The 921-nt window shown below is 77.1% G+C and carries 1 protein-coding gene and 1 pseudogene; both read left to right on the top strand.

Translation table 11 applies throughout. The features are described 5' to 3' along the window. Window positions 1-549 (top strand): annotated as a pseudogene (locus tag ABEB16_RS11055) (FtsK/SpoIIIE domain-containing protein); the annotation flags it as partial. A 9-nt stretch (window positions 550-558) separates the two neighbouring features. Further along, window positions 559-921: PHP domain-containing protein (locus ABEB16_RS11050; protein WP_345712306.1), on the top strand; the 363-nt coding region annotated here is incomplete at its 3' end.

Genomic DNA, 921 nt, shown 5'->3' with positions numbered 1-921 from the left:
CGCTCGGGCCGCAGCACCCTGCTGCTGTCGGTGGTGGCGTCCCTGCTGGGGCACGGCACCGACGTCGTCGTCGCCGCGCCGCGCGCCTCGCCGCTGCGGGACCTGGCGGGCCGGGCGGGCGTGCGGGCGGTGCTCACCGGCGCCGACCTCACCGCCGAGGAGCTCGAGCCCGTGCTGGGGGAGGTGGCGGGCCCCGCGGTGCTCGTCGTCGACGACGCCGAGCTGCTGCGCACGGTCCGCGCCGACAACTGGTTGCAGTCGTTCGTGGCCGGTGCCGCCGACCGCGGCTGCGCCGTCGTGCTGGCCGGCCGGGCCGGGGAGGTGGGGGCCGGCTTCTCCGGCTGGCAGGTCGACGTCCGCAAGAACCGCCGCGGTGCGCTGCTCTCACCGCAGGACGCGGTGGACGGCGACGCGGTCGGGGTGCGGCTGCCGCGCAGCGCCGTCGGGGGCCGCGTGCACCCCGGGCGCGCCCTCGTGCACCTCGGCGACGGCCAGCTCCTCACGGTGCAGGTGCCCCTCGGTGAGGTCGCACCCCCCGCGGGCACCTAAACTCTGGGAGTGCGCATCGACCTGCACACCCACTCCACCGCCTCCGACGGCACGCAGCCGCCGGAGGACGTCGTCGCGTCCGCGGCGAGCGCCGGCCTCGACGTCGTCGCCCTCACCGACCACGACACGACGGCCGGCTGGACCGCGGCCCTCGCGGCGGGCGAGCGCCTCGGGGTGCGGGTGGTGGTCGGCACCGAGATCAGCTGCCGCGTGAGCGGCACCTCCGTACACCTGCTGTCCTACCTGCACGACCCCGCCTCCCCGGCGCTGGCGGAGAGCATGCTCGACGGCCGCACCTCCCGGGAGCAGCGCGCCCGGCTCATGACCGAGCGCCTCACCCCCGACGTCGGCATCACCTGGGACGACGTCCTC

Source organism: Kineococcus glutinatus, assembly GCF_039542765.1.
Taxonomy (GTDB): domain Bacteria; phylum Actinomycetota; class Actinomycetes; order Actinomycetales; family Kineococcaceae; genus Kineococcus_A; species Kineococcus_A glutinatus.
Note: the sequence above shows the minus strand (reverse complement) of the source record. Positions and strands in the feature narration are given on the sequence as shown.